This is a genomic window from Mucilaginibacter pocheonensis (assembly GCF_031456535.1).
In the GTDB taxonomy this organism is placed as follows: domain Bacteria; phylum Bacteroidota; class Bacteroidia; order Sphingobacteriales; family Sphingobacteriaceae; genus Mucilaginibacter; species Mucilaginibacter pocheonensis.
Genome location: NZ_JAVDUU010000004.1, coordinates 521785 through 548443, shown reverse-complemented (window position 1 = coordinate 548443; position 26659 = coordinate 521785). Strand labels below are relative to the sequence as shown.

General features: G+C 43.9%; 17 protein-coding genes. 11 read left to right on the top strand and 6 right to left on the bottom strand.

What is annotated here, in order from left to right; genetic code table 11:
* The first annotated feature begins 114 nt into the window (after nt 1-114).
* Together J2W55_RS20490 and J2W55_RS20485 are read left to right on the top strand one after the other, a co-directional pair.
* A complete protein-coding gene (locus J2W55_RS20490) occupies nt 115-3519 on the top strand; it encodes a TonB-dependent receptor (protein ID WP_310100208.1) in 3405 nt (1134 codons plus the stop codon).
* Between the two features lie 23 nt (nt 3520-3542).
* Entirely contained in the window at nt 3543-5075 is a 1533-nt protein-coding gene (locus J2W55_RS20485; protein WP_310100206.1) for a RagB/SusD family nutrient uptake outer membrane protein, read from the top strand.
* 42 nt (nt 5076-5117) lie between these two features.
* On the opposite strand, the gene J2W55_RS20480 is transcribed toward J2W55_RS20485, so the two are convergent.
* Entirely contained in the window at nt 5118-5732 is a 615-nt protein-coding gene (locus tag J2W55_RS20480) for a trimeric intracellular cation channel family protein (protein ID WP_310100204.1), read from the bottom strand.
* 67 nt (nt 5733-5799) lie between these two features.
* On the bottom strand, nt 5800-7035 hold the full coding sequence (locus J2W55_RS20475; protein ID WP_310100200.1) for a dicarboxylate/amino acid:cation symporter: 1236 nt from the start codon (nt 7033-7035) through the stop codon (nt 5800-5802).
* A 60-nt stretch (nt 7036-7095) separates the two neighbouring features.
* Between J2W55_RS20475 and J2W55_RS20470 the strand changes: the two genes are divergently transcribed.
* On the top strand, nt 7096-7677 hold the full coding sequence (locus J2W55_RS20470; RefSeq protein WP_310100197.1) for an HD domain-containing protein: 582 nt from the start codon (nt 7096-7098) through the stop codon (nt 7675-7677).
* Nucleotides 7678-7688: 11 nt separating this feature from the next.
* On the top strand, nt 7689-8567 hold the full coding sequence (locus tag J2W55_RS20465; RefSeq protein WP_310100193.1) for a YitT family protein: 879 nt from the start codon (nt 7689-7691) through the stop codon (nt 8565-8567).
* Nucleotides 8568-8793: 226 nt separating this feature from the next.
* Here J2W55_RS20465 and J2W55_RS20460 read toward each other — a convergent pair whose 3' ends face one another.
* From J2W55_RS20460 to J2W55_RS20445, 4 genes are all read right to left on the bottom strand, one after another.
* On the bottom strand, nt 8794-9837 hold the full coding sequence (locus J2W55_RS20460) for an adenylate/guanylate cyclase domain-containing protein (protein WP_310100190.1): 1044 nt from the start codon (nt 9835-9837) through the stop codon (nt 8794-8796).
* On the bottom strand, nt 9837-10214 hold the full coding sequence (locus J2W55_RS20455; RefSeq protein WP_310100185.1) for a response regulator: 378 nt from the start codon (nt 10212-10214) through the stop codon (nt 9837-9839). Before J2W55_RS20455 ends, J2W55_RS20460 begins: the two co-directional genes overlap by 1 nt.
* A 45-nt stretch (nt 10215-10259) precedes the next feature.
* Nucleotides 10260-11612: an ATP-binding protein gene (locus J2W55_RS20450; protein ID WP_310100183.1), complete on the bottom strand. Its 1353-nt coding sequence runs from the start codon at nt 11610-11612 to the stop codon at nt 10260-10262.
* A gap of 138 nt (nt 11613-11750) precedes the next feature.
* Entirely contained in the window at nt 11751-12626 is an 876-nt protein-coding gene (locus tag J2W55_RS20445) for a helix-turn-helix domain-containing protein (RefSeq protein WP_310100181.1), read from the bottom strand.
* Between the two features lie 145 nt (nt 12627-12771).
* Between J2W55_RS20445 and J2W55_RS20440 the strand changes: the two genes are divergently transcribed.
* The 7 genes from J2W55_RS20440 to J2W55_RS20410 all read left to right on the top strand — a co-directional run bounded on the left by J2W55_RS20440 (nt 12772) and on the right by J2W55_RS20410 (nt 26657).
* Complete coding sequence (locus J2W55_RS20440; protein WP_310100180.1) at nt 12772-16014, top strand: DUF1553 domain-containing protein; 3243 nt, start codon at nt 12772-12774, stop codon at nt 16012-16014.
* Between the two features lie 5 nt (nt 16015-16019).
* A complete protein-coding gene (locus J2W55_RS20435) occupies nt 16020-17534 on the top strand; it encodes a DUF1501 domain-containing protein (RefSeq protein WP_310100177.1) in 1515 nt (504 codons plus the stop codon).
* A 139-nt stretch (nt 17535-17673) separates the two neighbouring features.
* The gene (locus J2W55_RS20430; protein WP_310100172.1) at nt 17674-18783 is read left to right on the top strand and encodes a twin-arginine translocation signal domain-containing protein; all 1110 of its coding nucleotides are present in this window, start codon (nt 17674-17676) and stop codon (nt 18781-18783) included.
* Entirely contained in the window at nt 18738-20114 is a 1377-nt protein-coding gene (locus tag J2W55_RS20425; protein ID WP_310100170.1) for a DUF2231 domain-containing protein, read from the top strand. Before J2W55_RS20430 ends, J2W55_RS20425 begins: the two co-directional genes overlap by 46 nt.
* A gap of 211 nt (nt 20115-20325) precedes the next feature.
* Entirely contained in the window at nt 20326-22275 is a 1950-nt protein-coding gene (locus tag J2W55_RS20420; protein WP_310100167.1) for a glycoside hydrolase family 97 protein, read from the top strand.
* Between the two features lie 23 nt (nt 22276-22298).
* The gene (locus tag J2W55_RS20415) at nt 22299-24590 is read left to right on the top strand and encodes a glycoside hydrolase family 95 protein (protein ID WP_310100164.1); all 2292 of its coding nucleotides are present in this window, start codon (nt 22299-22301) and stop codon (nt 24588-24590) included.
* A gap of 6 nt (nt 24591-24596) precedes the next feature.
* Nucleotides 24597-26657, top strand: a complete 2061-nt coding sequence (locus tag J2W55_RS20410) for an alpha-galactosidase (RefSeq protein ID WP_310100161.1) — start codon at nt 24597-24599, stop codon at nt 26655-26657.
* The last annotated feature ends 2 nt before the right edge of the window (nt 26658-26659 follow it).

Sequence of the window (26659 nt, the reverse complement as noted above, 5' to 3'; positions counted from 1 at the left end):
TGGCATAAAAAAACCGGGAAGTGTTCGCTGCACTCGCCCGGCTAAATATCTGGGTCCCAAAAAAATGCAATCAACGAATTGAAAGTTAATGTTTAACCCAAACTCTACAAACTTATGAATTTTAATTCTAAGGCCACGCCTTTGGTATGGCCTCAATTATCCAAAATTATACTGGCTATGAAGCTCACAGCTCTTATTATAATTGCTGCGCTTACTAATGTTAGTGCAAAAAGTTATAGTCAAATAGTCACCCTACATCAAAAAAACGCCACCGTTGAAAAAGTACTGCGGTCAATTGAAAAACAAACAGGCTATCATTTTTTATATGATAAGAAAGATGTATCAAAAAATGGCGAAATTAATATTGAAGTAGCAGGTGTATCACTTGAAGAAGCTCTTAAACAATGTTTTAAAGATCAGCCTTTAACCTATAAGATCTTTGATCAAACAATTGTAGTTAAAAGGAAAGAAACCGAGGCGGTTACCAATACAGTTAACGCGCTGAAAGTTCAGGGAACGGTAAGCGATGCCAAAGGCCCCCTGCCGGGTGTAAGCGTTAAGGTTAAAGGATCAGATATAGGTACAGTTACCGATGTAACGGGTAAATACACCTTAAACGCTCCTGATGGTAATGGCACGCTGGTGTTTAGCTTTATTGGTTATACCACAAAGGAAGTTCCAATCGCTAATAAAACACAGCTTGATGTTACATTGACCGAGGCGCCGAAAGCGTTAAACGAAGTAGTGGTAGTAGGTTATGGTACACAGAAACGTGTAGACCTTACAGGTTCTGTTGGCAGTGTTAATGCAAAACAACTGCAGGACAGGCCGGCTATTAACGTGGAGCAGGAACTTGCGGGTAAAATTGCAGGGGTAAACGTATCAACCAACTCCGGTGCTCCGGGTGGCGCTACCAAGATCCGTATCCGCGGTTACAGTTCAATCAACGCCGCTACCGATCCTTTATATGTAGTTGACGGAGTTGTTTGGACAGAAGGCGGCAGCTCGCTTAACCCGAATGATATTGAAACGATTGACGTATTAAAAGATGCTTCATCAACCGCTATATATGGTACCCGTGGCGCAAACGGTGTAATTTTGGTTACAACCAAGCGCGGTAAAAAGGGTGGCACGGTTAGTTATGACGCCTATGGGAGTATAAGTAATATGGCTAAAGAACTGCCGGTATTAAATGCCGAGCAGTTTTTGCATGTGGAGGACGTTTCTTACGCCAATATTAAAAAATATGACCCAACCGGCTGGGCAGCGGGCAAATATGCCGATGACGATCCGGTTAAGATCCGTACAGCGCTTATCGGAAAGCTTTTTGATTCCAATCTGAAACCTTTGTATGATGTTGACTGGCAAAAAGCAACCACCAGAACGGCGTATAGCCAAAACCATAACGTAACATTTACCGGCGGGAGCGACAATGTTAACTATGGCTTGTTCTTAAACTATGCCGATGATGAAGGTATTATATTGAACAGTTATCAGAAACGTTATAACGCCCGTTTAACTGTTGATAACCAAATAAAGCCCTGGTTAAAGGTAGGTGCTACTTTCAATTATAATAATTCGGAAAGGCGCGCTGCTGATGACGGAACCGGTGGTAACAATATACCCCGTATGCTTATTGAAATGATCCCGATTGTTCCAATAAGATATCCTGATGGATCATATGGAAAAAGGACAGATTACCCGAACATGGAAGGCGGAGACAACCCGGTTGCACAGGCCAATGAGGTATATAATCTGTACAGAACGCGTGTTTTTAGCGGTAACGGTTATTTAAACTTAAACCTTGCCCCGGGGCTTGAATTCCGTAGTACGCTTGGGGTTACCACATCCTCTAATTATGACCCGCATTTTTCAAGCGGATTAGTAGGCGGTGCAACTCCTGATCAGAGTAACAGTTCGGCTTCTATAAATGAGCGTAACGATACTTTCTGGCAATGGGAAAACCATTTTACCTATAACAAGGTGTTCAATAAGATACATTCATTAAATGTAGTGTTAGGTACCGAGCGTCAGAATTTTAATGAGCTTAGTGTGGGTTCATCAACATCGGGCTTAGCTGATAATTATTTTCAGTTTAATAACCTGGGTGCAGGGGCGGTTCCCGGAACACCTGCATCAGCCTATTTCGCATGGCAGATGCAATCATTTTTTGCCCGGGTAAACTATGGCTATAAAGATAAATATTTGTTAACAGTTACCGGTCGCGAAGATGGTTCTTCACGCTTTGGCTCGGGCAGTAAATATGGCTTTTTCCCTTCAGCCGCGTTGGCATGGCGGGTATCGCAGGAAGACTTTCTGAAAGACAACAAAACGATATCTGATTTAAAACTGAGATTTAGTTATGGCTTAACAGGTAACTCTGAGATAGGGCAGTACCGTTCACAGGCACTGTTGCCAATAGGCAGCTATCCGTTTGGTGGTAACCGTAATTCGGCCACTGTGATTGATACAGAGAGCCCCGGTAACCCCGACCTGCAATGGGAAAAAACATCAGAATATAACGTTGGTTTAGCATTTGGTTTGTTTAACAACAGGATCACTTTAGATGCCGATGCCTACGTCAAAAAAACAAAGGCGCTTTTACTTAACGCTCCCTTACCCGAATCAAGCGGTTTTTCCAGTGTTTACAAAAACATAGGCAGCTTGCAAAATAAAGGTATCGAGCTGACACTGAATACTGTTAACATAAAAACGGATAACTTTAGCTGGAATACAACATTCAATATATCGTTTCTTAAAAATAAGATCCTGCGTTTAGGTGAAGCGAACGACGATATTTTTCTTGATCCAACCTTCCTGTCGCAGTTTAACCTGTTACGTGTAGGACAGCCTGCCAGCGTTTTTTATGGTTACAAAGTATTGGGTACATGGGGAACGGCAGAAGCGGCTGAAGCAGCTAAATACAATATGCTGCCCGGCGACCTGAAAATTTTAGACAAGAACGGTGACGGAAAGATAACTGTTGATGATAAGGAAATTTTAGGTAAATCAACACCATCTGGTTATGGCACATTTACTAACACGTTCCGTTATAAAAATCTTGATCTTGGCGTGGAACTTCAGTTTAATTATGGTAACCAGGTCATGAATTTAACCAGGCACTCTGGTCAGGACCGTACCGGGCAGGCTAACAGCTACGCTACTGTATTGAACGCCTGGACTCCTACCAACCAAAATACCAGTATAGCCGAAGACAGGCCTGCGTATGTGTACTATTCAACCGAAATTTATTCAACTAAGGTAGAGACCGGCTCGTTCATTCGTGGCAGAAACGTAACCCTTGGTTATACTTTCCCAACCTCAATAACCAATAAAATTAAACTGAGCCGTTTAAGGGTTTACGCGCAGGCACAAAACCTGTTCCTCATTACAGGGTACACTGGGTATGATCCTGAAACATCAACCTATAACAGCAGCAGTAATTTTACACAGGGCATACAGTTTTATGATTACCCTAAGCCAAGAACCTTTTTACTTGGTTTAAATGCAAGTTTTTAATTAAATACCTAAATAAGCAGATTATGAAATTTAATTTAAAAAAATATAAGGCCGGTTTGGTAGCGCTAATTGTTATAGCAAGCACCACCGGTTGCAAAAAGTATCTTGATGAAGACAGCAGGAGTAACTTTACGCAGGATAATTATTTTACCACCGCCAATCAGGCCCGCACGTTTGTAAATGGCATTTATGGCGGATACATCAATAACATTAACTATGGCCTATACCTGTTTCAAAACGGTGATGCCTATGGCGAAGCTCCCTTTATAACCCTGGAACTTTTTGCCGGGCATACTACAACGCTTGGCCAAAGTACAAACAACAAAAAAGTAATAAATCAAAATACCGACCCTACCAACCCGGGCTTTGAAACTGTTTGGAAAGGCTGTTATACAGCTATTGAAGAATGCAACATTGCCCTGGCACGCATCCCGGCTATTAGCATGGATGATGCTACAAAGAATGCCATGCTTGGCGAGGTTTACTTTTTAAGAGCATTTTATTATTTCCATTTGGTAAGGTTGTATGGTGATGTTCCGTTGCTTACTGAGCCCGTTGATATTAAAAGCCCGCTTTTATATCCGGAGCGCACACCAAAAGAACAGGTTTATAATTTGGTAGTAAATGATCTGCTCGCGGCCGAAAAATCAGGCTTGCCAAATACTGATCAAACCGGTAAGGCATCATTAGGGGCGGTTCATACGTTGCTATCCAGCGTTTACCTTACCATGGCTGGTTATCCGCTGCAAAAAACAGAAAATTATGCAAAGGCCGCTGCCGAGGCGCAGCAAGTATTATCATTATACACTTTGTTTGATAATTATGCCTATTTGCATGATAACCCACATAAAAACCAGGGCGAACTGATATTTCAAAGTCAATACCTGGTAGGGGTGGCCACTAACGCTATAACACAATTAACCGTTCCTTTTAACCTGCAGGTAGGTGCATACGGCGACCATCTTGGCGCGATGATACCAACTGACGACTTTTTTAAAAGTTATGAGGCCGGTGATAAACGTACCGAAGAAAAACAGTTTTATTTCTCAAAATATCCAGCTTCAGACAATCCAAAAGACACTATTAATTTTGGCGAGCATTGTCTTTATAAATACTTTCATGTAGAAAGTTCTGTAGCAGGCACCGCCAACAGCGGGAAATGTGATGAAAACTGGACATTTTTACGTTTACCCGAAGCGATGCTGATTTATGCCGAAGCTTCAAATGAAGTGAGCGGTCCTACTGCCGAAGCGTACGCCCAGGTGAATAAAATAAGGGCCCGGGCTAACCTTGCTCCGTTGAGCAATTTATCAAAAGATCAGTTTCGGCAGGCTATATGGAAGGAACGCTATCATGAGCTTGCTTACGAGAATAAAGCCTATTTTGATATCCAGCGTACACATCAGGTATATGATGTTAAGCACAATACATTTGGGCCGGCAACTTCAACTCCAAATGAACAGGGAGTTACCATGAAGGAGCAATACTATCTGTGGCCGGTTCCGCAGCGCGAAAGAAATACAAACACAAAACTTACCCAAAACACGGGTTGGTAATAAAAAAGAAAACGGCTGCCTAAAAAGGCAGCCGTTTTCTTTTTAATGCCACTCTTCGTGATATACAAATTTTGGCATTTGCCATTTATAGCGGATGGACAGCAACCGTAAAGCAAGGCCAATAATGCACGCCAAAACAATGGCAATACCCGCGCTAATACCAAAATATTCAAAGCCCAGGTAAGCCGCCCCAGTAACTATCGATGCGCTGGCATAAATTTCTTTATGAAATAGCAATGGAATATCGTTACACAATACATCGCGCAGTACACCGCCAGCGCAGCCAGTGATCATGCCGCTTAATAAAACTATGGTGGTGGGCAGGTTTATTTGTTGCGCTATCTGGCAGCCAATAATGGTAAAAACAACTAGACCCAGCGCATCAAGGTACAAGAACAGTTTTTTTAGCTTGGTCATGATAGATGCGATAAAGGCGGCAAGTATGGCAGCCGCCGCGGTGATCAGCAAATACTCGGGATGCTCAACCCAGCTCATAGGGTAGTGGTTAAATAAAATGTTACGTATGGTGCCGCCCCCTAACGCTGTAACCCAGGCAATGATACAAACGCCAACCCAATCCATATCGCGCCTGCCGGCGGATAAGGCAGCAGTCATGGCTTCGGCAGTGATGGCTATGATATATAAAATATGCAGCATAATTTGAGGAACAGGTGATAAGGTACCCGTTTAACAAATATAATTATTTGACCCATTAAATCCTTTGCTACTCTTGCGCCGGCTGCTGCACGGTTTTAATCCAGTTTTTACCCTCGGTAAAGCGCGTTACCAGCATAGCGGCAACGGTGTCGCCCGTGGCGTTTAAAAGGGTGGCCATAGGGTCAACCAGGGTGCCGATGATCATGGCGGGAGGGAGCGCCTCTGGCGGAAAACCATAAGCCGATATAAATAACAATTCGCCTATATAACCGCCATTAGGTATGCCACCCTCTACAAGGCTCACTAAAACGGTCATGGCCAGGGCTATAACTATGGTATCGGCGCTGTTAAAACTTTTACCAAACAACGCAAACACCACAACCATTTTTACAATGGATGATATGCTGGAACCATCCTTATGCAACGTGCCCCCAAGTGGTATGGTTACATTGGCAATTATATCCGGAATACCTATTTTTTTTGCGGCATCAAGATTTGCCGGTATAGTGGCAATACTGCTGCAGGTACCAACCGCAGTGGCCGATGGTATGATATTGTTGCGCCAGTATTTTTTTACCCCGGTTATGCCACCGGCAATAAACGCGTACAGGCTAAAAATAGCTACAAAATAAAACGCGCCAACTCCATAATACAGTGTCATGGACCGCGCGTAGCCACCAAATAATTGCGGTCCAAAAACGCCCACCTGGTAAGCAAAGTAGGCCCCCAGGCCTATTGGCCCCAGTTTCATGATCAGTATAAATATATTTTTAAACACCTCATTACCGCTATGTAAAAAGCGGGCAAAGGCCACGCCTTTTTCTCCCGACCGTAAAGTGGCAAAACCTATCAATACCGAAAAAATGATCATGGCAAGCATGCTTTTTCTCGACAGCAGTTCATAAAACTCACCGGTAGTGAATAACTGGGTAAGCTGATCGCCAAATGGCTTTTTAACAATATTTTCGGTTATTGGGCTGGCCACCAGGTGTTGGTGTATAGGGAATATAGCTGCGGCTATGATGGTTAAAATGGCTGCTATAAGCACTGTTGAAACAAATACCAGCGAGGTGATACCTAACAGGCGCCCCAGTTTTTTTGAGCCATCGAGCCCGGCAATGGCCGATGCTATGGCAAAAAAAACTAAAGGAACTACGGCGGTAAACAGCAGGTTAAGGAAAATATCGCCAATGGGTTTTAATAATTCAACTCTTTTGCCCAGGAACAGCCCGGCGATGCTGCCTGTAATAATGCCGATCATGAGCAGTATGATACCCTTGTAATTTTTGAACCAGCTATTCATTTGGCTAATATAACCGTTGCAGAACAATTTAATATATTAGCGATCAATTTTAACGTCATAATGCAGATTGAACAGGCCAGGGAATTTATACTGAACAAATTAAATAAAGAACTTCCTGAACACTTTTATTACCATAACGGCGCACACGCTATAGATGTATATACAGCATCAAAACTGATTGCGGAAAGCGAAGGGATAGGCGGGCATGAAATAAGTTTGTTGCTCACTGCAGCACTGTATCATGATTCGGGTTTTTTATTAGGCGGTCAAACAGATCATGAATTACGATCATGCGAAATTGCACGTTTAAATTTGCCCCGGTTTGGATATTTGCCCGAAGATATTGAACAGATATGCGATATTATTATGGCTACCAAAATGCCCCAGAGCCCGCATAACCATTTAGGTGAAATTATTTGTGATGCCGATTTGGATTATTTAGGCAGGAATGATTTTTTTGTACTCAGTAAAAAGCTATTTTCGGAGCTTGTAATAACTAATGGTTTAAAAACGGAACAGGAGTGGAATGAGCGGCAGGTTGCTTTCCTTCGGGATCACCATTATTTTACCAAAACAGCTATTGCGCTGCGTGGACCTGCAAAGCAGCAACATTTGGAAGAGATTATAGAAAAAACATTTTAAAAGGATAATTCATGACAAAAGCGGAACACAGTTTACCCGAAATAATTAAGGATGTAGTTACTGTAATAATCGGGATATTATTTTGCGGTTTTGCTTTAAAGGGCTTTTTGGTACCTAACAGTTTTTTTGATGGCGGTGTTACCGGCATATCGCTGCTTATTCATGAATTATACCATGTTAATATAGCCCTTGTTATTGTAGTGGTCAATATCCCGTTCATTATTATGGGGATGTTCCAGGTAAATAAATCATTCGCACTTAAAACTTTTGCCTGCGTCATTGCGCTGGGTATCTGTTTGCATTATGTAGAGTATCCTGTTATCACGTCTGATAAGCTGTTGGTATCAATATTTGGCGGGGTGTTTATGGGCCTGGGCGTAGGGTTATCCATACGTGGCGGCTGCGCATTGGATGGCATCGAGATATTGGCGCTTTATACTTTAAAACGCAGCAGTTTTACCATCAGCGAGATCATTTTAGGTATTAACATCATCATATTTTTAATCGCGGCTTTTAAGCTTGGCTTACCAACGGCGCTGTATTCCATCTTAACCTATTATACAGCTTCGCGTACCATTAGCTTTGTGATTGATGGCCTGGAAGAATATACTGCCGTGAATATCATATCGGGCCAAAGTGAAATTATTAAAGAAAAACTGGTGATGGAATTGGGTAGGGGCATTACCGTTTATAAAGGAGAGCGCGGTTTTTTAAAAGAAAGCTTTGATGTACACCAACCGGTTGATATTATTTTTACCGTTATAACCCGCTTTGAGGTACGCAGACTAAAAAACCTGGTACACAGTATTGATCCAAAGGCGTTTGTGTTTACCAACAGCATTAAAGAAGCCGCCGGAGGAGTATTAAAGAAACGCGTAAGGGAACATTGAGTGTGGTGAGTTGTCAGTAGTGAATGGTGAATAGTGGGTGGTGTGAGTGTGGTTAATGGTGAATAGTAAATGGAGTGACAGTTTACTTTGTCATCCTGAACGCAGTGAAGGATCTTCTTCTATATGCTTATAAGTTATCAAGAAAACTCACTACTTACCATTAACCATTAACCACTCACCACTCACCACTCACCATTCACCATTCACCATTCACCATTCACCACACTCAGCTCACCACCTCGTATATCTCCACCGGTTTAGCCTTGTTTTTTAGGGTCACCTCGCCAATTTTGTTAAGTTCAAATGATTCTTTGGCTTTTTCATAAACCTCGTCGGTAACAATGATCTGGTTAGCCTGCGCAACTGACTGCAGGCGCTGTGCCAGATTAACGGCATCGCCTATTACAGTATAATCCAATCGTTTTAGGGAGGCCGATCCTATATTACCTGATATCATCTCGCCCGAATTGATGCCTATGGAAACTTCGGGTTTAAAGGCCTTTTTGCCGTAAACTATCTCTTCCGCGGCGTGCATTTTGTCTCTCACGGCAAGGGCGGCGTCAATGGCGCGGTCAAGGTGATACTCACCTCGAAAAACTGCCATCACCGCATCTCCCATAAATTTATCAATATGCCCGTTTTGCGCAATGATCTCCTTCACCATCAGGTCAAAAAGTTTATTGATCAAACCAACAACGGTATTGGCCGGCACGTGTTCTGATATGGCAGTAAAACCGCATATATCAATAAATAAAACCGTAGCATCAACTGTTTCGTTTGACAGCAGGCTGGTTTCAAATTCCTTGCGGGTCATAAAGTTTAAAACATTTTCATCCACGTACATGCGCAGTATGTTGTTTTCCTTAATGGCCTGTAAGGTTTTTTTAAGTTCAACAACATGCAGGAGCGTTTTCTCGATGGTAATATCCAGGTCGTCAAAATTAACGGGCTTGCACACAAAATCAAAAGCGCCGCGGTTCATGGCTGTACGTATATTGTCCATGTCGCTGTATGCCGATACCATAACGGCCTTTAATATAGGGTTGGTTTCGGGCAATTTGGTAAGGAGGGTAAGGCCATCCATCTCGGGCATATTGATATCACTCAACACCACGTCAATATCAGGCTCCTCGGCCAGTTTTTTTAGTGCCTCATAACCATTTTGGGCAAATACAAAATCATATACCTTTTCCCTGATCTTTTTTCTGAATTTCTGTTTGATCAGTAACTCCAGATCAGATTCATCATCAACCACCAGTATCTTGGCCATTATTGTTCTATATGTTTTAGTTTTTCCTTTAAACTATTAAAATCAAGGGGCTTGGTTAAAAAGTCATTGGCGCCCAGCTCCATTGATTGCCTGTAATTATCATCATCGCCATACGCGGTTATCATCATTACAACCGGCGGTGGTTTTTCATAAGTATGCCTTATGTTTTTAAGCAGTTCCAAACCGCTCATGCCCGGCATATTGATATCTGATAAAATAAGTATCACTTCAGAATGATTTTTTTCGAGGTAGCTCATAGCCTCTTCGCCTGATAACGCAAAGTTGAACGTTATTTCACCGCTTTTGATCTCTTTTCTGAAACGTTGCATAAACAGAGGCTGTACATCCGCCTCATCATCAACAACCAGTATTTTCATATATTTATTGATACACCAAAGTTAAATTTTGTATTTATTTTTTTATTAATTAGCGGTGGTTGGAATAGTAATAATAAACCGCGCATATTCGCCTTCCGCGGTTTCAACCTTTAGCTCACCGTTATGTGCTTTAGTAATAATATCATAACTCATAGATAAGCCCAAGCCGGTTCCCTGCCCGGTAGGTTTGGTAGTAAAGAACGGCTGATAGATTTTATCCAATACCTTTTGCGGAATACCCATGCCATTGTCATCCACTGTAATTTCAACAGCAGTGCCTCCTGATGGGAGCGTTACTTTTTTTGTGCTTACGTTTACAGTTGGTTCATATCCTTCGCCTTTAAGTTTTTTCTTCTCGGCTACAGAATAAAATGAGTTGTTATATAAATTCAGCAATACGCGACCCAGGTCCTGCGACATGGCATCAATCAAACCTATGGTTTCATCAAAACTGGTTTTCATGCCCGCGTTAAACGATTTATCCTTAGCCCTTAATCCGTGATAACTTAAACGCAGATATTCATCGGCAAGGGCATTAATATCAGTAGGTTCCTTTTTGCTGGTGGTGGCCCTGGAGTGTTGCAGCATACCTTTTACAATGGCATCGGCACGTTTGCCATGCTGATTTATTTTAGCAAGGTTTTGGGTAATATCGTTCATGATCTCATCAGCCTCTTCCTTACTGTCTTCGGGCAGGTTTTTAAACACGCCCTCTTTAAGCTCATCCAGCAGTTCAATACTTACCTCGCTAAAGTTGTTTACAAAATTTAAAGGGTTTTGTATTTCATGAGCAATACCCGCGGTAAGCTCGCCAAGCGAAGCCATTTTTTCCTGTTGTACCAATTGCGCCTGGGTGCTTTTTAATTCGGCCAGGGTTTGCTGCAGTTCCTCTTTTTGCTTGGTAAGTTCGGCGGTGCGCTGTTTTACCTCGCCTTCCAGGTTAACTTTCATAGCGGCCATCATCCGGTTCTGCTCTTCTTCATCGCGGCGCTTTTTGCGTTCAATTTCAAGTGCCTTGTTTTGCCTGCGGTTAATGAACCACATAGCGCAAAACCATAGTACGGCAAATCCCTTGGCACTTTCAAAAAAGTCGTTATAATCATTATGGAAATTAACAAACAGCTTTTCTATAATATCTGAAAGAAACGATATGGCAGCATAGGGCAATACCGATGTTGCCAGAGGTCGCTTGGTTTTAAACTCATCCCTTAAAAAAGGTAAAGCTATAAGGCCAAATACCAGCAAATGACTTAGCATTGAAAAGATCAGGGCACTGGCACCATCGTTAAAAGTAAAGGATAAGCATATAGAAGCTATGGAGGCCCAAAACGCAAACTGCAGGTAGCGGTCCCATTCGCTTTTTATGCCTTCGGTTTTTAATGTTTTGCGTAGTTGCATAACCAGAAAAAACGCAATGAAAGGTGAAAATCCAGCACTCATAAAAAAAAGTTAGCACCGTTTAAGGTGCAGGGTTAAAAGGCAACAATTTAAAACTAATATTTTAATTGAACTAATTCTATTTACTTAACAAGCCTGTTATATGACCAGGCTGTGTTTTTTATAGGAACTGGGTGTTTGCCCTGTTATATTTTTAAATATCCGCGAAAAATAAGATAAATTTTCAAATCCCGTTTCTGTTGCTATTTCATAAAATGGCATGTCGGTGGTGGTTAATAATAACTGCGCCCGTTCAATTCTTTTTGACTGTATGTAAGTTAGCGGACGCTCGCCCGTGTTTTCATAAAACAGCCGCGAAAAATAATCGGGATTGTGATTGGCCCGCTTGGCCAGGCAGGCTACGGTAATATTTGATTGTAAGTTGGTTTGAATATAATTAATGGCATCAGATATTTTGGAGTGGATGGTGCTGTTATCTTCCATCAAAAAAAGCTCAGGCGTTAAAAACCTCGATATCAGCTGTAATAATATGCCATAAGTTTCCACAAAGGCCGACACCGGCATAAACTCGTTTTGCTCACTAAAGGTTTTTAAGATAGGCCGTTTTTCATACACGTTTGGATTATAGGAGGTATGTAAACCCCTGTTAGGATTTAAGTGTAGGATTTTTTTAAAGCAGTTAATATCATCCTCAGTCGCTTTTAACTTAAAAATATTTCTGTTCGATGAAAACAGCGACGAGCCATCTGCAGAGTCTTCTGCAAATGAAATGTAGTACTGGCTTAAATAGCTATCGCAGTAATAACTGCAGGTGGTAAAACTGGGCACCAGGTATATGTAGCCATCTTCAAGGTTTAATACCTCGGCGGCATTGTATAGCTTTCCTTCGCCGCCATCAATTAAGTACAGGCGGTAAAAGGTGCTGGTTACGTTTTTATAATTCCAGTTTTTGTTCAACTTAACATGATCAGTGTTAAGCAAGGTGAATGTCGACCTGAAAATGTGTTTATTCATGATTATAAGGCATTTGCAATTTACACAAAATCACGGTTTATTTAATAAAAAGTCGGGTTTGTGCAAACTTAAGTTGTATTTGTGAAATTTTTACTGGTTTGCACCATGTAGCTTTATAAATTATAAACCGGATAAATTTTACTTCATGCGAAGGCTTTTTTTTATACTGCTTAGTGCCGTATTGGTATTGGGGGCAGGTATGTACTTTTATTCATCATCAGTTGATTTGCCGCCTGATGTGCAGGAGGCTTATAATGCCTTGCCCAGCTCGCTTGATTATAATATTGACGTTAAACCCATACTTTCTGATAAGTGCTTTGCATGCCACGGTCCTGATAAGGCAAAGCAAAAGGCTGGCTTAAGGTTAGATATAGCCAAATTTGCATATGCTGAGCTGCCCGAGGATAAAGGAAAGGTTGCCATTGACCCCGGAAATTTAGAGGGAAGCGAGTTTTTTCATCGCATCCTGTCTGCTGATCCAAAATATATGATGCCCTCGCCCGAATCGCACCACACACTTACCGCTACTGAAAAAGCAGTACTGATCAAATGGATAAAGGATGGCGCTAAATATAAGCCGCACTGGGCCTTTGTAAAACCGGTAAAACCGGATGTTCCTGAAATTGACCAAAGTGGTTGGACCGTTATTAATCCTATTGATAATTTTATTTTGGCAAAATTGCAGCAAAAAAAGCTGCAGCCATCCAACCAAGCGGATAAGGAGTTGCTGCTGCGCCGGCTTTCGTTAGATTTGACCGGCTTGCCGCCCACAGTAAAGGAAATAGATGATTTTTTAAAGGATAACTTGCCCAATGCTTATGAAAAACAGGTTGACCGCCTGCTAAACTCCCCGCATTATGGCGAAAAAATGGCCGTGGACTGGCTTGACGTTGCCCGCTATGCTGATTCGCATGGTTATACTGTTGACAGGTTAAGGGACATGTCGCCATACCGGGATTGGGTTATTAAGGCATTTAATACCAATTTCCCCTACGATAAATTTATCCAGTGGCAGCTGGCCGGCGATCTGATGCCCCATCCAACGCGCGACATGATCATCGCCACCGCGTTTAACCGCAATCATCCGCAAAATATGGAGGGCGGTATAGTTGAAGAGGAGTTTCAAGCCGAGTATGTAATTGACCGCACCAATACTTTTGGTACGGCTATGCTGGGCATGTCTGTTGGTTGTGCCAAATGCCATGATCATAAATTTGACCCCATATCGCAAAAGAACTACTACCAGCTTTTCAGCTTTTTTAATAATGTTAAAGAGGCCGGCCAAATTTCGTGGGACGATGCCCTGCCAACGCCCACATTAATGCTGCCAACCAGGCAAAAAGAAAAGGTATTGCAATATATCAATAACGAAATTTTACAGGAGCAGCGCGATATAACCAAAACAGAAAGCAACGCTGCACCTGGTTTTGAAAAATGGCTGAACTCCGGCGATTATAAAAAATTGGCTGGCAGCAAAATACCTGTTAATGGTTTACAGGCTTATTACACTTTTGATAAAGGCAATCTGGTTAGCAGCGCTAATAGTAAAGATATTGGCGTAATGAAACGGGAAACAGGTTTGCCGGGAGATAAGGTGATGTTTCAAAACAAAGATAATGGTAAGGCAATTGTACTCAATGGCGATACCTGGCTTGACCTTAAGCAGGTAGGGGTGTTCAGAAAATCAGAGCCTTTTAGTATTGGTATCTGGGTAAATATTCCAAAACAACTTACCGAAGGTGTTATTTTCCATAAAAGCAGCGCCGAGCGCCTGTACAATTTCAGGGGATACCACCTGTATCTCAAAAACAATAAACTGGAGCTTAATATGGCTCATACAGGTCCGTCAAATGCTATTACAAAAATTAGCCTGGCCAATGTTCCGCGCGATAAATGGATCCAGTTAACAGCAACTTATGATGGCTCATCAAAGGCAGCGGGCTTTAAGCTATACATGGATGGCGCCGAAATGAAAATGGAAACCACTATGGACCAGCTTACCAAAGATATACTGTTTGCCGGCAACGGCACACAGCCGGGTTTGCAAATTGGCGGATGGTGGCGCGGCCGCGGTTTTAAGGATGGCAAGGCCGATGATATTACTGTTTACGATCGCACCCTAACGCCTTTTGAGGTAAAAACACTGGCGCAAAAGGCAAACTGGGCAACCATAGCCGGTAAAAATAAGACTGCATTATCTGCCGATGACATTAGCACGCTCAAATCCTACTATTTAACCGCGGTTGATGCGGATGTACGGGCCGAGGAGCAAAAATTGAAAACACTGCGTACAGCATTGTCTGATTCAACCGAGAATATTGATGAGCTGATGGTGATGCAGGAAATGCCAAAGCCTAAGAAAACATTCCTGCTTAAACGGGGCAATTATGATATGCCCGGCGAGCAGGTTTATCCCAATACGCCAGAAGCTATTTTGCCATATCCTAAAAACCTCCCTAAAAACCGGTGGGGGTTGGCGCAATGGGTAACCAATCCGCAAAATCCTTTGGCCGCGAGGGTAGCGGTTAACCGGATCTGGCAAAACTTTTTTGGAGTAGGTATAGTAAAAACCTCCGAAGATTTTGGCAATCAGGGCGAAATGCCAAGTCACCCGGAGTTGCTTGACTGGCTTGCGGTTAAATTCATGGAATCGGGATGGAACGTGAAAGCTTTAAATAAGCTCATCGTTATGTCGGCAACCTATCGTCAGGATTCAAAAACAAATAAAGCGGCTCTTGAAAAAGATGCGGAGAACCGCTTCTTATCGCACGGGCCTGCTTACCGGATGACTGCCGAAATGATACGCGATAACGCGTTAATGGCCAGCGGGCTTTTAAACACCCAAATAGGGGGAAAAAGTGTAAAACCATACCAGCCCGAAGGGCTTTGGGAAATAAATAATACCACTTATACTCCTGATACCGGCAAGGCAGTTTACCGCCGTAGTTTGTATGTGGTCATCAAAAGATCGGTACCCAATCCCACGCTTTCCATGTTTGATGCCCCATCGCGCAGTTACTGTATTATGCGCAGGCAGCCAACCAATACGCCTTTACAGGCTCTGGTAACCCTTAATGATCCTACGTTTATTGAAGCTTCCAAAGTTATGGGGGTGCAAATAAGCCGGGCAAGTGACAGCCGCGCTGCTATAAAAGAAACTTACCGCAAGCTTACAGGCCGCACGCCATTGCCCCGCGAGGTTGATCTGTTGCTTGGCTTGCAACAGGTGGAGCTTAAAAAATTCAAAGAACATCCCGAAAAAGAAAGCGGCTGGCTAAACACCGGGCAATATAAAGTTGATAAAAAAATGGATAGTGCTTTAATAGCAGCCAATACGGTTGTTGCCAGTACTATATTAAACTCAGATGCATCATTAACCAAAAGATAAAAGGTATGTCAAACTTTCATCATGATGAGGAGTTCAGGCTGCATACACCTGAATTTAACGAACTTAATAAAAAACTGGACAGGCGCCAGTTTTTAACCAAAACCTCACTCGGCCTTGGCGCACTGGCCGCGGGCACGTTGTTTGGCAATAGCCTTTTTGGGAGTTCGCCTAAAATTGCCCAGGCCGCTTCGGGCGATCTGGAGGCTGATATTTTACGGGCCTTGCCGCATTTTGCCCCAAAAGCAAAAAGGGTGGTGTACCTGTTTCAAAGCGGCGGACCGTCGCAGTTTGAGCTTTTTGACTATAAGCCCAAACTAACTACCATGTTTGGCCAAAACCTGCCCGACTCGGTACGTAAGGGACAAAGGCTTACCGGCATGAGCGCTAATCAGAGCGCGTTGCCAATGGTGCCATCTTATTACAAATTTAACCAGCATGGCCAAACACAAACCTGGATGAGCGAGCTGATGCCCCATACCGCGCAGGTGGTTGATGATCTTTGTATCATCAAGTCTATGCACTCCGAGGCTATTAATCACGATCCGGCTATTACATTTTTTCAAACAGGGAACCAGCTCCCCGGCAGGCCGTCAATAGGTTCGTGGATCAGTTATGGGCTGGGTTCTGATAACCAAAACCTGCCAACATTTATTGTGCTGGTTTCAAAGAACGGACAAAAAGATCAGCCCCTTTATTCCAGGTTGTGGGGTAATGGTTTCCTGCCATCCAAACACCAGGGCGTACAATTCAGGGCCGGTAAAGATCCCGTTTTGTATTTGAACAATCCCGAAGGCTATGATGGTAAAGACCGGAAAGAGATGCTGGAATATCTTTCAAAGCTAAACCAGCTGCAAAATCAGGCCTATGGCGATCCGGAGGTGGATGCGCGCATATCGCAATATGAAATGGCCTACCGCATGCAAACTTCCGTACCCGAGGTAATGAGCACAGCCGATGAGCCCGACGAGGTTTTTGAAATGTACGGGCCCGACAGCCGCGATTCCGGTACTTATGCGGCCAACTGTTTGCTGGCCCGTAAACTGCTTGAAAAGGATGTGAAGTTTGTACAGCTGTATCACCAGGGATGGGACCAGCACACCGGTTTGCCCGCAGGTATTGCAACCCAGTGCAAAGCAACCGACCAGGCAACGGCAGCGCTGATCAAAGATTTGAAAAGGAGGGGCCTGCTGGAGGATACGCTGGTGATTTGGGGAGGCGAATTTGGCCGCACCGTTTATTCGCAGGGCAAACTGCAGGCCAATGATTATGGGCGCGACCATCACCCGCGTTGCTTTACCATGTGGATGGCCGGCGCTGGCGTAAAAGCAGGCTTAAGCTATGGCGAAACCGACGATTTTAGCTATAACATTGTGAAAGATCCGGTACACGTGCATGATTTTCAGGCTACGCTGATGTACCTGATGGGTATTGATCATGAACGGTTTACCTATAAGTTTCAGGGCAGGCGCTTTCGCCTTACAGATGTTGAAGGAAAAGTTGTAAAAGATATATTGTCTTAAATAAGCGTGGGAAAGTGTGACATAGTAATTTAAAAAAGAATTAATAATGCAATTAGATCATACTTTTTTTTCTATTCTCTTGATTTTTAACGCTGGATTCTTTTCCTTTATGTCCGAACAATTTAACATAATATAAATCATGGAGAAATCGAGAAGAAATTTCATAAAAAATACTGCCATCGCATCAGCTTTAGTAGCCACTGCGCCTGCAAAAAGCTTTGCTATATTACATAAAGATATGCAACCAGACGACCAAACCATAGGCCACGGCGGCTTTACCTACAAAGCCGATAAAAGCTGGGCAAAAATTAGCGTTAATAGCAACCCCCTGGCCAATTGCCACGAAATGGTACAGGACAGCAAGGGCCGCCTCATTATGCTGGGCGACCACACACACAACAATATCCTGATATTTGACAAGTCGGGCAAGTTGCTTGATTACTGGGGCACATCACTGCCAGGCGGGCATGGTTTAACCATTAGCAAAGAAGGCGGCGAGGATTTTTTATTGCTTACCGATTGCGGCTGGGCTTTGGACAGAACGGGCAACAATTACGGTCAGTCTGGTCAGGTGTTAAAAACCACGCTTGATGGCAAACTGATATTTGCTATTGGCCACCCGCGCACAATAGGGATATACAAGGATGATGAACTGTTTAAACCTACAGAAACCGCGGTAGCACCCAATGGCGACATCTATGTGGCTGATGGTTACGGTTCTGACTATATTATCCATTACGATAGTAAGGGACAGTATATCCGCCATTTTGGTGGTCACCACAATACCAATAAAGACCATAACCTGGTAAATGCGCATGGTGTAACTGTTGATACCCGCGACAAAAACAACCCAACCCTCATCTGCACATCGCGCGAAGAAAACTGTTTTAAAGTATTTACCCTCGATGGTAAATTTATCAAGCGTATAGATATGCCAGGCATGTACGTATGCCGGGCGGTAGTTAACGAGCAAAATATATATGCGGGCGTATGCTGGTCAAAAAATGCCGAGGGAAAACGCTTTGATTACTCGGGTTTTGTAACCGTGCTCGATGCCAATAACAAAGTAGTGTCAAATCCTGGCGGGGCCGCGCCGGTTTATAAAAATGGGGTTTTACAGCAAACGCTGCAGGCTGCCAATCCAATTTTTCAACATGGCCATGATGTTTGTATCGACGAAGATAAAAATGTGTATGTGTGCCAATGGAACGCCTACCACACGGCGCCGGTAAAATTAACGCGTGTATGATATTAGGGAGTATAACTGAATTTTCGGGCCATCTGCATCCGCTTATTGTTCACCTGCCTATAGGCTTTATTTTGCTGGCGGTTATTTTTGATATTTTATCGTATTCAAAAAAATATGCCAATTTAAGCCAGGCTGTACCGGTAACCTTACTTACCGGTTTTATATCGGCGGTTTTGGCCTGTGTTTTCGGTTATATTCTCTCCCTGTCTGGCGATTATGATCAGGCTACATTAAGTCATCATAAATTTTCGGGCATTATGCTCGCGGCTGTTTCAGGGCTGCTGTATTTCATGTCGACCGACAGGGTAAAGCAGGAAATGCGCATCCCCGGTAAAATGTTTTCGGTATTACTTGTTGGCCTTATTTTGCTGATGAGCTATAGCGGGCACCAGGGAGCAAGCCTTACCCATGGCAGCGATTACCTCACCATGCACACCCTGATGCAGGAGGTGCGGGATAAACCGGCCAGTGTTCAAACCGCCATGATATATGAAGATGTGGTTGCGCCTATCCTTCAAAAAAAGTGCGCGCAATGCCACCAGGGTGGTAAGCAAAAAGGCCGGTTTTCGGTTGAAAGCCTGCAAACCTTGCTAAAGGGAGGCAAAACGGGAGCGGCAGTGGTGGCGGGTAAGCCCAATGAAAGTGAGTTGTACAAACGGGTAACACTTGATCCCGAACATAAAGATTTTATGCCTGCTGACGGTAAACCTCCGCTTACCAAAACCGAAGTGCAAATTATTAAGTGGTGGATAGGGCAGGCCAATGCCACAGAAGGCAAAACTATAGCCCAGCTTAAAAACACGGATGCCATTAAACCCAAAATAGGCGCATACTTAGGCTTTAATAAAGATACTGAAGGCGAAGGCGATGAAAAAGGTTTTATACAGGCCATTAACCCGGATATCCCTTTGCAGGCCGATACTTTGCGGGTTAACCATTTGCGCGCAAAGGGCCTCATGGTACGTATAATGCTTAAAAAACCGCTAATGCTTGATGTAACCCTCCCGGCCAATTCGGGAGTAAAAATAGCCGGCATCAAAGACGATCTGGCTCCGCTTGCCAAAAATATCATCTGGCTCAATTTATCGGGTAACAATTTTACGGATAGTGATCTCACGCTGCTCAGATCATTTACCAACCTGGAAAAATTGCGGATCGAAAAAAATCCGGTAACCGACGGGGTTAGCAATGACCTGGTATCGTTAAAACACCTGCAGGCCGTTAACTTAAATGAAACCAAAATTACCGGGCAGGCAGTAGCCAATTTGCAAAAAAATCCGGCGATAAAAAGGATATATACCTGGGGCACAGCGGTTAAGCAGGCAAATTAAAAGTCGATATCAGCCTGAATAAAAAGGTTTCCTGTAAACAGCCGGGAAACCTTTTTTTATTCCCTGTCTTATAACTGGCCTTTTCCGTAATGTTTTTCTTACAATCATAAATTAAATGTTACAATGACAGGGAAATTTCTTAAGATTGTTGAGCATAACCAATTGATGATCGCTGTGCTATAAAAAAGCATAAACCGAAACTTATTTAATAATGAACAAAAGAATTGTACTTACCTGCGCATTAATTTCAATTACTTTTAAACTGTTTAGTGCCCCGATAGAACTTTTATCGCCCGATAAACGAATAAAAGTAACTATCGACCTGAAAAGTAAAATAACTTACGCTGTTGCCTTTAACGGGGATGTGATATTAAGCGATTCATACCTGCAATTAAATTTAGATAAACAAAAGCTTGGCGAAAACCCGGTGCTTATTAAACAAGCTGTTTCAACAGTGAACAGCGTGTCGCACCCAATTGTGCCGCTTAAAAACAGTACAGTAGTTAATAACTACAATTTGTTAAGGCTCAGCTTTAAAAACAATTTTAGTGTGGAGTTCCGCGCTTATAATAATGGCATAGCTTACCGGTTTATCACCGGCAAAAAAGATTCTGTCATTGTAAACAGCGAGGATGCGCATTTCAATTTTAATGATAATGTAGAAGCATCATACCTGGAAACCGGCAGCTTCCAAACTTCGTATGAAATATTGTATGCGAAAAAGGACCTGAGCCAGGTTAATAAAAGCAAAATGGCTGTGCTGCCTATTTTGTTTGATAATAAAAAGTACAAGGTCATGATTTCGGATGCCGATCTGAATGATTACCCGGCCATGTTTGTAAAAGCCGGTAGCGACAGATCAGTTGATGCCGTATTCCCAAAAAATCCGATAGAATTTGGCCCCGACGGCGACCGCCATTTAAAGTTGCTTAAAGAAGCGCCATACATTGCCAAAACCGCGGGTACCCGCACATTTCCATGGCGTTTTTTACTGATCACGGATAAGGATACCCAAATTCCGGAAAATGAAATGGTGTACAACTTGTCGGCCCCAAACCAGATCAAAGATACGCAATGGATAAAGCCGGGCCAGGTAACCTGGGAATGGTGGCATAATGCCTATGTATATGGTGTGGATTTTAAATCGGGTTATAACCAGGATACCTATAAATATTATATCGACTTTGCCTCTGCTCATCATATCCCATACATTTTAATGGACGAGGGTTGGGCCAAAACCGTTGAAAACCCGTTTATCCCAAACCCTACCATAAACCTGCAGGAGCTGATAGCCTATGGTAAAAGCAAAAATGTAAGGATCATTCTGTGGTTTAGTTGGTTAACGGTACAAAACAACTTTAATATATTTGAAACCCTGCACAAATGGGGCATAGCCGGCTTAAAGATCGATTTTATGGAACGCAGCGACCAGTGGATGGTTAATTATTACTCACGCGTTGCCAAAGAAGCCGCCAAAAATCAGTTATTAGTTGATTTTCACGGAGCGTTTAAGCCTGCCGGGTTAGAGATAACCTATCCCAATGTGTTATCATATGAAGGGGTGATAGGCATGGAACAAAATATTGGCGGCGGCCTGGCCACGCCAAACAATAATGTTTTTTTACCCTACCTGCGTAATGCTGTAGGCCCTATGGATTATACGCCGGGCGCCATGCGTTCGGGGCATCCTAAGGATTACAGGGCAGATTGGCCTAATGTGATGAGCATTGGTACCAGGGCGCATCAAATATCAATGTACATTGTATTTGAAAGCGGTTTGCAAATGCTGGCCGATAACCCATTCAACTATCTGCGCGAGCATGAGGCTACCGCGTTTATAACCAGCGTACCGGTAACGTGGGACGAAACAAAAGTGCTTGCCGGTACAGCCGGTGAATTTATTGTAACCGCTAAAAGGAAAGGCGATAAGTGGTTTATAGGCGCAATGACCAACAGTAAGGCGAGGGATATTACCATTAACACCGGGTTTTTAAAACCGGGTACCAACTACACCATTACCCTGATCAAAGATGGCGTGAACGCTGACATCCAGGCGATGGACTTTAAACAAATAGTAAAAAGTTTAAAAGCCGGCGAAGATATTAACATAAGCATGGTACAGGATGGCGGCTGGGTGGCACGTATTGAACCTGTAAAGTAGGTAACCTCAATCCTGTTTTAAAAATGATAAAAAAGATAGTTTACCTTTCCATATTTATAACGCAAACGGTATTTGCCTGTGCGGTAAATGCGCAGCAAACAAAACCGGGTCTGCACCAGCAAGGCCTGGTTTTGTGGGACAATAAACCGGCCAAAACGTGGATGACAGAGGCCTACCCCATGGGGAATGGCCGCATTGGCGGGATGGTTTTTGGCGGAATTGCACAGGAACATATACAATTTAACGAGTTAAGTTTATGGACCGGCGACGAAAATGAGACCGGTGCATATCAGGCTTTTGGCGACCTGTATATTGATTTTCAGGGTAAAGACTCTACCCGGCAGGTTCCGGCAAACTACCGCAGGCAACTGGATATAAGCAAGGCCGTTCAGCAAATAACCTATACTGATGACGCCATATCTTTTAAACGAGAATATTTTTGCAGTTTCCCCGATAAGGTGATGGTATTGCATTTCACCGCCGATAAAAAGGGCGCTTACTCAGCCATTATTAAGCTTAATGATGCGCATAATGCAGCGGTTACTGCCGATGGTGCTTCGCTTCAAATTGCCGGTAAGCTTGAAAATGGTTTGGCATATGATGCAATGGTCACGGTAAAAACAGAAGGCGGATCGGCTGTGGTTGAAGCAGATGGCAAGGGCGGCTCGCAACTTAACGTAAAACAGGCTGATGCCTTTACCATATTACTTTCGGCGGCTACAGATTATAGCAATGAACGCAGCCGTGGCTGGAGAAATGGGGCGCCCCAGGCAAAAGTAAAGCAAGCTTTATCGGCAGCTGCATCCAAATCATACCAGCAGTTATTGAGCGCTCACGTTCAGGATTACCAGGCCCTGTTTGGGCGCGTTGCCATAAACCTGGGGAATACCCCGAAAGAGCGGGTTTTGCAGCCCACTTACCAGCGCCTGCTTGGTTATAAAAAAGACGGCGACCCACAATTGGAGGCCCTGCTTTTTCAATATGGCAGGTATTTGCTCATCAGCTCGTCGCGCAAAGGCGGTTTACCAGCCAATTTGCAGGGAGTGTGGAATGCAAGCAACAACCCGCCGTGGCGGAGCGATTATCACTCCAACATCAATATACAGATGAATTACTGGCTGGCTGAGCCCACTAATTTATCGGAATGCCATTTTCCTTACCTCAATTACATCAACAGCATGCGCGAAGTAAAAAAGGAAAGCACCCGGAAGGAATACCCCGGCGTACGCGGCTGGACGGTTAAAACCGAGAACAATATTTTTGGCGGCTCCAGCTTTTTATGGAACACCCCCGGCAGCGCCTGGTATATGCAGGGCATTTGGGAGCATTATGCTTTTACAAAGGACAAGGCATATCTTAAAAACTTCGCGTACCCCATAATTAAAGAAGTAGTTGAATTTTGGGATGATCATTTAAAACGCCGGCCCGACGGAACATTGGTTTCGCCGCTGGGCTGGTCGCCGGAGCATGGTCCTACCGAAGATGGGGTGACCTATGATCAGGAGATTGTTTATGACTTGTTCACTAATTATATGGAAGCCGCTGATGCTTTAGGTATCGACAATAAATACAGGGCCCATGTAGCCGATATGCGCGATCATTTGCTAAAACCTAAAATAGGTAAATGGGGCCAGCTGCAGGAGTGGGAAACAGACCGTGATGATCCGAAGGATACGCACCGGCATTCGTCAAATCTTTTTGGATTGCACCCCGGCAGGCGCATAAGCACCATTAAAACGCCTGAGCTGGCAAAAGCGGCCAGGGTAAGCCTGCTGGCACGCGGTGATGTATCTACCGGCTGGTCAATGGCCTGGAAAATAAACTTTTGGGCACGCCTGCAAGACGGCGACCATGCTTATAAGATCCTGAAAAACTTTATAACCCTGGTTGGCGGCTCCGGTGTAAACTATAACGAGGGCGGCGGCATATACGCCAATCTCTTTTGCGCGCACCCGCCGTTCCAGATTGACGGGAACTTTGGATACACGGCAGGTGTAACAGAAATGCTGCTTCAAAGCCAAACCGACGAAATTCAGTTATTACCGGCGTTGCCCAAAACATGGGCTACGGGCAGTGTTCAGGGCTTGCGGGCGAGGGGCGATTTTGAAATTGCCGATATGGAATGGAAAGGCGGCAAAGTTATTAAACTGACCATACGGTCATTGGCCGGGGGCGACTGTAAGCTCCGCGTGCCAAACGCTTTAAAAACCAATATTAAAGTTTTAAAAAGCAATAAAGCCGTTAATGATTTTGGCTATAGTTTTAAAACACAGGCCGGCGGGGTGTACAATTTTACGGCAGGTAATCAGGAGTAGTATTTAATGAATGGTTTAATAAAAATTACCGGTAAACTGCTGTTGGCATTGCAATTATTGCTGGCTGCCACGCTTTCCGTTTCTGCCCGTGCGGCGGGGCCGGTTGATGGCAACCAGGTCACCATCCCCTATGGATCGGGCGGTCGCATCGTGTACAATCTGAACAGCGGCATTTACCAGGTTTACAAAGGTAAAACCATTGTTTTTTCAAATACCGGCTTAACAGCCAGGGTAAATGGCATACAGGTATCGTCAAAAAACTATTCATTAAGGGAGTATAAAAAATCGCCCATTGCCGATGGTTTTGGGAAGGGCTTCAAATATACAATCCTGTTAAGTGGAAACAGGCTTACCAAAACGGCGCAGGTATTTTACGTTTATCCCGGCAAGGAGTTTTTTATTACGCAGGTTATATTGTCGGGCAAAAACCTGAGCAGCAATTCCATTGTGCCGTTTTCAGGTAATATTCCTGCCGTAACGGGCGATCCGCGCAGCGTATTTGTCCCCTTTGACAATGATACTTTTATACGTTACAACGCAAAGCCATTTACAGCACCTTTTAGCAATACCAGTGCCGAGGTTGGAACGGTTTATGACAATAATACCCGTAATGGCTATGTAGTAGGTTCTATAGAGCATGAGGTTTGGAAAACCGGCGTCCGCACCGCGGCAAAGACCGATAGCGGCAATACCGTTGAGGCCTGGAGCGGGTATACAGAAGAAAGCGTAACGCGTGATCATATTACGCATGGCGACGTAAGGGGCGACATCATATCATCGCCAAAAATTTTTGTGGGCTATTTTAACGACTGGCGCACCGGCATGGAGGAGTATGCCAAGGCCAACCGCATTGCCGAAACACCTTACGTGTACAACTGGACAAAACCTACGCCCGTGGGCTGGAACAGCTGGGGTGTAATGCAGGATAAGCTCACTTATGAGAAGGCCACTAAGGTTGCTGATTTTTTTGCCGATAGCCTGGCCGCCTTTCGTACAGGTAACACTGCCTTTATCGACCTGGACTCGTATTGGGACTTCATGCTGAAAGGCGGTTTGGAAGGCGATTACAGTAAGTTAAAGCAATTTGCCGATTACTGTAAAAACAAAGGCCTGCAACCCGGAGTGTACTGGGCGCCGTTTACCGACTGGGGCTGGAAGGACGGCCCCGACAGGAAAGTACAGGGCAGTAACTATACTTATGGCCAGTTATGGACAAAGGTGGGCACCGGCTATCATGATATTGACGGCGCCCGCGCTATTGACCCAACCCATCCGGGTACCAGGCAGCGTATTGATCTGGTCATCGGCAAGTTAAGGGAATGCGGTTTTAAAATGATCAAAATTGATTTTCTGGGCCACGCCGCTGCCGAGTCAACTCATTTTTATGATACTACGGTAACCACCGGCATGCAGGCTTACCGCAAGGGCATGGAGTACCTGGTTGATAAGCTGGGCAATCAGATGCTTATTTATGCCGCCATATCGCCAAGCCTGGCCACTGGCAGGTATGTGCACACCCGACGCATTGCCTGCGATGCCTTTAAAAGCATAAAAGATACCCAATATACGCTTAACAGCGTAAGCTACGGCTGGTGGCAAACCTATTTGTATAATTATATTGATGCCGACCACGTAGTGTTATCAACCGAAACAGAAGGAGCCAACAGGGCGCGCATGTTATCGGCCATTATAACGGGCACATTTATTACCGGCGATGATTTTTCGGAACACGGGCAATGGAGCAACAGGGCTAAAAAGTGGTACCAGGACGCCGCCATACTCCAGGTGATCAAAAACGGCAAAGCCTTTAAACCGGTTGAAGGCAATACAGGCGAGAACGCATCCGAAATGTTTACTCAAAAAATTGGAAATAGTATATATATTGCCCTGTTTAATTACGGCAGCAATGCTAAAACCTTTGTTATTGATGCTAAACGGCTGGGCTTAAGTCCAGCAAATTCATATAACCTGCATGAGTTATTGCAGGGCAATATTGTGCACAAGACGCCGGAGCTTAAGCTTGATGGAGCTGATGCCGCATTGTATAAATTAGAGATAGAAAAATAAAC

What these genes read in the sequence shown, in the direction of transcription:
- J2W55_RS20445 (WP_310100181.1), bottom strand. Translation starts at nt 12,626, where the DNA reads ATGAATAAACACATTTTCAGGTCGACATTCACCTTGCTTAACACTGAT.
- J2W55_RS20480 (WP_310100204.1), bottom strand. Translation starts at nt 5,732, where the DNA reads ATGCTGCATATTTTATATATCATAGCCATCACTGCCGAAGCCATGACT.
- J2W55_RS20440 (WP_310100180.1), top strand. Translation starts at nt 12,772, where the DNA reads ATGCGAAGGCTTTTTTTTATACTGCTTAGTGCCGTATTGGTATTGGGG.
- J2W55_RS20490 (WP_310100208.1), top strand. Translation starts at nt 115, where the DNA reads ATGAATTTTAATTCTAAGGCCACGCCTTTGGTATGGCCTCAATTATCC.
- J2W55_RS20475 (WP_310100200.1), bottom strand. Translation starts at nt 7,035, where the DNA reads ATGAATAGCTGGTTCAAAAATTACAAGGGTATCATACTGCTCATGATC.
- J2W55_RS20435 (WP_310100177.1), top strand. Translation starts at nt 16,020, where the DNA reads ATGTCAAACTTTCATCATGATGAGGAGTTCAGGCTGCATACACCTGAA.
- J2W55_RS20460 (WP_310100190.1), bottom strand. Translation starts at nt 9,837, where the DNA reads ATGGCCAAGATACTGGTGGTTGATGATGAATCTGATCTGGAGTTACTG.
- J2W55_RS20425 (WP_310100170.1), top strand. Translation starts at nt 18,738, where the DNA reads ATGGAACGCCTACCACACGGCGCCGGTAAAATTAACGCGTGTATGATA.
- J2W55_RS20420 (WP_310100167.1), top strand. Translation starts at nt 20,326, where the DNA reads ATGAACAAAAGAATTGTACTTACCTGCGCATTAATTTCAATTACTTTT.
- J2W55_RS20455 (WP_310100185.1), bottom strand. Translation starts at nt 10,214, where the DNA reads ATGAAAATACTGGTTGTTGATGATGAGGCGGATGTACAGCCTCTGTTT.
- J2W55_RS20465 (WP_310100193.1), top strand. Translation starts at nt 7,689, where the DNA reads ATGACAAAAGCGGAACACAGTTTACCCGAAATAATTAAGGATGTAGTT.
- J2W55_RS20430 (WP_310100172.1), top strand. Translation starts at nt 17,674, where the DNA reads ATGGAGAAATCGAGAAGAAATTTCATAAAAAATACTGCCATCGCATCA.
- J2W55_RS20485 (WP_310100206.1), top strand. Translation starts at nt 3,543, where the DNA reads ATGAAATTTAATTTAAAAAAATATAAGGCCGGTTTGGTAGCGCTAATT.
- J2W55_RS20415 (WP_310100164.1), top strand. Translation starts at nt 22,299, where the DNA reads ATGATAAAAAAGATAGTTTACCTTTCCATATTTATAACGCAAACGGTA.
- J2W55_RS20450 (WP_310100183.1), bottom strand. Translation starts at nt 11,612, where the DNA reads ATGCAACTACGCAAAACATTAAAAACCGAAGGCATAAAAAGCGAATGG.
- J2W55_RS20470 (WP_310100197.1), top strand. Translation starts at nt 7,096, where the DNA reads ATGCAGATTGAACAGGCCAGGGAATTTATACTGAACAAATTAAATAAA.
- J2W55_RS20410 (WP_310100161.1), top strand. Translation starts at nt 24,597, where the DNA reads ATGAATGGTTTAATAAAAATTACCGGTAAACTGCTGTTGGCATTGCAA.